This is a genomic window from Streptomyces sp. NPDC033216 (assembly GCF_055577115.1).
Window position 1 is genome coordinate 1 of the sequence record NZ_JBVIQK010000055.1, and the last position, 5,786, is coordinate 5,786.

The 5,786-nt window shown below is 72.7% G+C and carries 8 protein-coding genes; 3 read left to right on the forward strand and 5 right to left on the reverse strand.

What is annotated here, in order from left to right; translation table 11 throughout:
• Positions 1–205 precede the first annotated feature (205 nt).
• The gene (locus ACZ5Y0_RS36720; protein WP_469132972.1) at positions 206–460 is read left to right on the forward strand and encodes a hypothetical protein; all 255 of its coding nucleotides are present in this window, start codon (positions 206–208) and stop codon (positions 458–460) included.
• 70 nt (positions 461–530) lie between these two features.
• Here ACZ5Y0_RS36720 and ACZ5Y0_RS36725 read toward each other — a convergent pair whose 3' ends face one another.
• The 4 genes from ACZ5Y0_RS36725 to ACZ5Y0_RS36740 all read right to left on the reverse strand — a co-directional run bounded on the left by ACZ5Y0_RS36725 (position 531) and on the right by ACZ5Y0_RS36740 (position 3,508).
• Complete coding sequence (locus ACZ5Y0_RS36725; protein ID WP_469132973.1) at positions 531–1,886, reverse strand: FtsX-like permease family protein; 1,356 nt, start codon at positions 1,884–1,886, stop codon at positions 531–533.
• Positions 1,883–2,569 (reverse strand): ABC transporter ATP-binding protein, encoded by a 687-nt coding sequence (locus ACZ5Y0_RS36730; protein ID WP_469132974.1) that lies wholly within the window; start codon positions 2,567–2,569, stop codon positions 1,883–1,885. The genes ACZ5Y0_RS36725 and ACZ5Y0_RS36730 overlap by 4 nt, the downstream gene beginning before the upstream one ends.
• The gene (locus ACZ5Y0_RS36735; RefSeq protein ID WP_469132975.1) at positions 2,566–3,099 is read right to left on the reverse strand and encodes a PadR family transcriptional regulator; all 534 of its coding nucleotides are present in this window, start codon (positions 3,097–3,099) and stop codon (positions 2,566–2,568) included. The genes ACZ5Y0_RS36730 and ACZ5Y0_RS36735 overlap by 4 nt, the downstream gene beginning before the upstream one ends.
• A gap of 199 nt (positions 3,100–3,298) precedes the next feature.
• Positions 3,299–3,508 carry a hypothetical protein gene (locus ACZ5Y0_RS36740; RefSeq protein ID WP_469132976.1) on the reverse strand — a complete coding sequence of 70 codons (210 nt, stop codon included), beginning with the start codon at positions 3,506–3,508 and terminating at the stop codon, positions 3,299–3,301.
• A gap of 373 nt (positions 3,509–3,881) precedes the next feature.
• On the opposite strand from ACZ5Y0_RS36740, the gene ACZ5Y0_RS36745 reads away from it, so the two are divergent.
• Together ACZ5Y0_RS36745 and ACZ5Y0_RS36750 are read left to right on the forward strand one after the other, a co-directional pair.
• Positions 3,882–4,925, forward strand: a complete 1,044-nt coding sequence (locus tag ACZ5Y0_RS36745) for an SGNH/GDSL hydrolase family protein (RefSeq protein ID WP_469132977.1) — start codon at positions 3,882–3,884, stop codon at positions 4,923–4,925.
• A 119-nt stretch (positions 4,926–5,044) separates the two neighbouring features.
• Positions 5,045–5,554, forward strand: coding sequence for a hypothetical protein (locus tag ACZ5Y0_RS36750; RefSeq protein ID WP_469132978.1), 510 nt, complete (start codon positions 5,045–5,047; stop codon positions 5,552–5,554).
• 64 nt (positions 5,555–5,618) lie between these two features.
• Here the strand turns inward: ACZ5Y0_RS36750 and ACZ5Y0_RS36755 are convergent.
• Positions 5,619–5,786, reverse strand: a 168-nt coding sequence (locus ACZ5Y0_RS36755) for a transposase (protein WP_469132979.1), incomplete at its 5' end; no start/stop codon positions are given.

The window sequence follows — 5,786 nt, forward strand, 5'->3', positions numbered from 1 at the left end:
TTGTTTTTTGCGTGGGGGATCGAATCAAAAAAAAAAAAAGGGAGGAGATGTGGAAAAGCCCCCCCCCCCCCCCCCTCCCCCCCCCCCCTCCCCTCCTTCCTCCCCCCCCCCCCCCCCCCCCTCCCCCCCCCCCCCCCCTCCCCCCCCCTCCCCCCCCCCCCCGCGGCCGCACCAGCCAGGAGGCCGGCGAGCTGAATGGAGGGGGGTGACCGAGTCGCCGCGAACGACGGCGGCGGCATCGGCACCGCTTTACCGCCCCTACGGCGACGACACCGTGCGCACCGAGCGGTGGACCCTGCCCGCAGCCACCCGGTTCACCCCGCGCCGGCTGTTGCGCGCCGAGCGCGTCGAGTGCGGGCTGTGCGCGCCCGGCACGAACGGCCACGACGTCCTGGTCGACCGCGTGAAGGAGGGCTGGGTCCAGTCCTGGGTGTGCGACGCGCACCTTCAGCTGCCGTAGCCCCCGCCTCGAACTTCCCTGCCCGGCACCGCGCCGGGCCTGCGGACCGGCCCGTCATGGGCGGGAGCGGCTACGCGTACCGCAGCTCCCCCGGGCGCACCGAACGGCGCAGCAGGGGCAGCGCGGTGGCCGCGGCCAGCAGGCAGGCGGCGTACACGGCGACGGGGACCAGGACGATCGCCCAGGGGACCGGCCGACCGCCGAGCAGGGCGTACCACGTGCCGATGGCCGTCCCGCCCAGGCCGGCGAGCAGCACCGCGGGGGCCAGCGGCAGTGCCGTCTCCAGCAGCAGGGCCCGGCCGAGCACCGTGTGCGGCACTCCGGCGGCGGCCTGCGCGGCCAGGCCCCTGCGGCGGGTGGCCAGGGACTCGGCGGTGCCGACCGCGAGGCCGGACAGGGTGATCACGAGGGCGATGCCGACGGCAGCGCCCGTGAGGCCGAGGCCGGTGGTGTAGTAGGACGCGGACACGTACAGGTTCGGTGAGGCGCGCACCACGTCGCTCAGCACCTGCCGGATGCCCATGAAGCCGGTCCCGACGACCGTCACCAGCAGCACCGCCGCATGCGTGCGAGCGGCCGACCAGGGGTCGTCGCGCAGCCGTTCCGCCGCGATCAGCGTCGCCGCCGACCGGGCCCGGGGCGCGAGGATCCGCCCGGTCGCCTTCGCGGTGGCCCCGGAGAGCCACACCGCCCCCGCGCCGGCCGCGAGGACGACGCCCATCATCGTCAGCGGCTGCCCGCCGTTCGGCCGGTTGGCGGCGGCCGTGGACGTGGTGGCCACGGTCAGCAGCGCAAGCACCGCGACGAGCAGGATCCCGGCCAGGAACAGCAGTCCGGGCCCCCGTCCGCTGCGCGGCCCGACCCGGCGCACCCAGCCGAGCGGGGAGGCCACGACCCGGCGCAGCGCCAGTGCGCCCGCGGCCGCGCCCAGCACCGGTACGGCGACGGCGACCAGGGCGATCCCCACCCAGGCGAGGGCGGTCGGCCGGTCCCACTGGCGCAGCAGGACCAGCACCGACAAGGCGGTGGCGGCCGCCGAGCCCAGCAGGCAGGCCAGGCCGGTCTCCAGCGCGGCGATCCGCCGGACCTGCCAAGGCGTCGCCCCGGCCAGCCGCAGCCCGGCCAGCCGCCGGTCGCGGTGCACGGCGCCGATCCGGGCGCACTGACCGAGGAACCCCAGGACCGGCACGAGCAGGAGCAGGAGGCCGGCGATCACGCCGGACCGCGTGCCGGGCTCGTTCAGCAGGCCCGCTGCGAGGGGCACGCGGTAGCTGCCCCGCAGCGCGGCCAGGGCGACGGCGGCCAGCGCGAACCCCGTCGCGAGCGCGGCGCCCGTCGCCGTCAGCGCGACCCGCCACCACTCGCCTCGATCGGAACGACGGGTGAGCTCCCAGGCGAGACGCAGATCGGAACGCAGGGAGTTCATGCCGTCACCCCCAGCGGCGTCACAACGCCGTCCCGCAGCTGGACCTCCCGGTCCGCGTACGCCGCCACCTGGGCGTCATGGGTGATGAGCAGGACCGCCGTGCCCGACTCGCGGGCCGTGTGGACCAGGGCCGTCATGACCTGCTCACCCGCCAGCGAGTCCAGGGCGCCGGTCGGCTCGTCGGCGAACACCACGCGCGGGCCGGTGACCAGGGCCCGGGCCAGCGCGGCCCGTTGCGCCTGGCCGCCGCTCAGTTCACCCGGACGCAGCTCCTCCTGGCCCCACACCCCGAACCGCTCCAGCCACTCACCGGCCCGGGCCCGGGCGTCGGCCCGGGCGGTGCCGGCCAGCAGCAGGGGCAGGGCCACGTTGTCCAGGACCGTCAGCTCGGGGATGAGCTGCCCGAACTGGAACACCACGCCGAACTCGGTGCGCCGCAGCTCGCTCAGCCGCTTCTCGGGCAGGTCCTCCAGCCGCCGGCCGTCGTAGGTCACCGAGCCGGCATCCGGGCGGACGATGCCGGCCAGGCAGTGCAGCAGCGTCGACTTCCCGCTGCCGCTCGCGCCGGTCACGGCGAGGATCTCACCGGCGTGCAGCGCGACCGACGCGCCGCGCAGGGCGGCCGTCCGGCCGTGCGCCTTGATGAGACCACCGGCCGTGAGAAGGGGCACGGGTCTGCTCATGCTGCGTCGACCTCCGCGGTCAGAGTAGTGAGCCGGGCCGCAGTGGTGCTCATCCAGCGGAGGTCGGCGTCGAGGTGGTTGAGGGCGTAGTCCGCCGAGAGCACGGTCGCGAGGTCCGCCCCCTCGGCGGCCTTCACCGCCGTGAGCTCCCGCATCCGCTGCATGTGCGCGGCGCGCTGGGCGCTCAGGTACCCGGCCGGGTCGCCGCCCGAGAGGATCGCGACCACGACCTTGGCGAAGATCTCGTTCGCCACGAAGGGCGCGGGCGGCGCGATCTCCCCGGCCCACCGGGCCAGTTCGCGGGTCCCCTGGTCCGTCGTCCGGTACGCCGTGCGTTCCGGGCCGCCGTCCGAGTCGGTGCCGTCGACCTCGGCGAGGCCGTCCCGCACGAGGCGCTGGAGGGTCGTGTAGACCTGCCCGTAGGCCAGCGGGCGGGCCTGCGGGAAGCGTTCGTCGTGGCGTCGCTTGAGGTCGTAGCCATGGCTCGGACCCGAGGCGAGCAGACCCAGCAGGATGTGGCGGGTGCTCATGTCGATCATTATGTACTGAGTACATGTACTGAGTGAATAGTTGGCGGGAAGAAGTTCGCCGAAGTCCGTCGTGGGTCGGCGGCGTTCTCCGCCGAGTCCTCGAAGGCCTCAGTCCGTGACGGCGTACGCCTCCACCGACCACAGCGAATACCCGTACGGGGTCGCCCGCTTGTCTCCACGGCCATAACGGGGTCCGCATCTACGCGCGGCCGAGCGCGGCATCGAGCTCCGCCGACTCGGACAGCCGACGAGAATTCAGCTCACCGACCCCTCCCGCCGCGCCTTTCAGAAAGCTGAGACCGCTCTCGCCGAGCGGATCCACAGCGCCGGAGGGGGAGGCCAGCTGGCTGGTCGGCGACACCTGGACCGCCCACGAGCGACGGTGGGAGGACGAGCGCCAGCCGATCACGTACGAGTCCACCTCGCGCGACGCGGCCTGGCTCCCCAGCGGGCTGCTGCGCCGGCTCGGGCTCCTGCACACCGTCGCCGTCCCGCAGGTCGTCACCGGTCACGAAGCCCGCCCGGGGGAGTGGTGGACGCGGGGGACATGAGCGCACGGAGACCCCCGGCCATGGCCGGGGTGTCACCGTCACGCCCCGGCCACGTGACCATGCCTGGCCTGTCGGCGGCGCCACGATAGATCCGACTAGTTGCTCCGATCGGCGTGAAAGACCCTGTTGCGCGGTGATGTGTCATGCGGGGTCCGGAACATTCGTGGAGGCACCGTATGCCGCCCGGGGCCGGTGTCCCGGCCCGCTGCCATCCGAGCCCCCGGAGGAACCATGCGACACCCCGTGTCCCGGCTGCGCACGCGCGTGCTGGCCGTGGGACTGGCCGCGCTGGCAGTGGCCCTGCTCCTGCCCTCAGCCGCGGCCGGCTCGGTCGGCCGGTACGAATGGGCCGCGCTGGGCGACTCGTACACCGCCGGCCTCTTCGTCGGAGCCCCGCGGCCCGCGCTGGACGACCCGTCACGGGACGGGTGTGACCGGACTGCCGGCTCCTACCCCGACCTCGTCGGGCGGGAGTTCGCCGCCCGCCCGCTGGACAGGCCCGTGCGTCTGACCGACGTCAGCTGCGACAACGCCGCCGTCGACGACGTCACAAGCGACAGGCAGCAGCCGATGAGCCCGGTGCGGCCCCCCGAGGGCGATCCCGGCAGGTGGCCCATGGTGGATCCGCAGATCCGGCGGGCCGGGCTCGGCGACCGGACCGATGTCGTCACCGTCGGCATCGGCGCGATCAGCCTGCCCTTCGGTGGATGCCTGGAACTCAGCCTCGCCCACAGGTCGTGCAGGGAGTACTACGCGCATCCGCCCCGGGGCGTGGAGGACCTCGCCGCGACGCTCGCCAGGATCCGCGGCGCATACAGTCGAATGCTCGGCGCGATTCACCGCGCCGCGCCCCACGCCAGGGTGATCACGGTCGGTTACCCGGCCATCCTGCCGGAGCGGGGCAGCGACTGCGCCGGTGGTCCCACGCAGCTCGGCCCGATCACCCCCGCAGACATCGACTGGCTGCGCGACGACGCACTGAAGGCCCTGAACAAGATCATTCACGAGGAGGCGGCGCACCACGGCGACCGCTATGTCGACCTCTACATCTCCAGCGTGGGCCATGACGTGTGCCAGTCCGAGGACACCCAGTGGATCGAGGGGATCTGTGGAGACGCCGCGCCCTTCTGGCCGGCCGTGCCGCCCGGCGGCCTGCCGTTCGACTGCGCCGCCGTCGGAAAGCGCGCCACACTGCTCCACCCGAACGCCAGGGAGCACGCCAACGCCGCTCCCCTCGTGGAACGCGCTGTCCGCGACGCCCTTGCCGAAGGCTGACGACCGCCCCCGGTCCCGCCCTGGCCGGCCCCGGGCAGGGGTCGGAGGACGGACATCTCGAAGCGCTGCCGATTGACCACGTGGGACACGGTTCAAGAGGCAGTCACTACGCTTCGGTCATGGGCATACTGCACGACTACTTCCGGGCACCGGGCGCCAGTGCCGCGATCGAAGTCGCCGTCGGTCCAGGCGGGGACATCGATGAGCATTCCGGGACCTTGCTCGACGATCACGGCATCGATTGGTTCGACGCCAAGGGCCTCGATCCGTACATCGTGCTGGGGCAGCTCATTGCCCTCGTCAAGGACATTCCCTTCGCCCCCGGTGCCACCGCACCCGCGCTTGTATGGCCGGACGAGAGGTTGTGGCCGCAAGGAGAGGTGAGGCCGGGACGGACGTCTCCCTGGGAGAGCGGCTTGTTCCTTCAGCGACTGCCCGACGAGTGGATCGCGACGCTCGCCGGCATCCAGGACGAACAGCTGCCACCGCTCGCCCGTCGATGGGCCGACATCCCCGAAGCCAACTTCGCTGACGTCCATGACGTCCAAGCCGCGATCGTCGAGTTCCGCGCCCTGGCCCGCCGAGCGCGTGATCACGGACACGGCGTGTACTGCAGGACCTTCATATAGTCCACCGACAGCACGCGAACCCGGCCGGCGATCAGTACACGCACCGCTGCGGTACTAAGAGGTCCTAACAAAGGCGCTGGACGTGTCTGTGGGTGATCAGGCAGACGGCGAGGCCGAGGAAGGCTTCGTGGATGTCGTCGCGTCGTTCCCATCGGATGCGCAAGCGGCGAAAGCCGTGCAGCCAGGAGATGGTGCGTTCTACGACCCAGCGAAAAGTGCCCAGGCCAGTGCC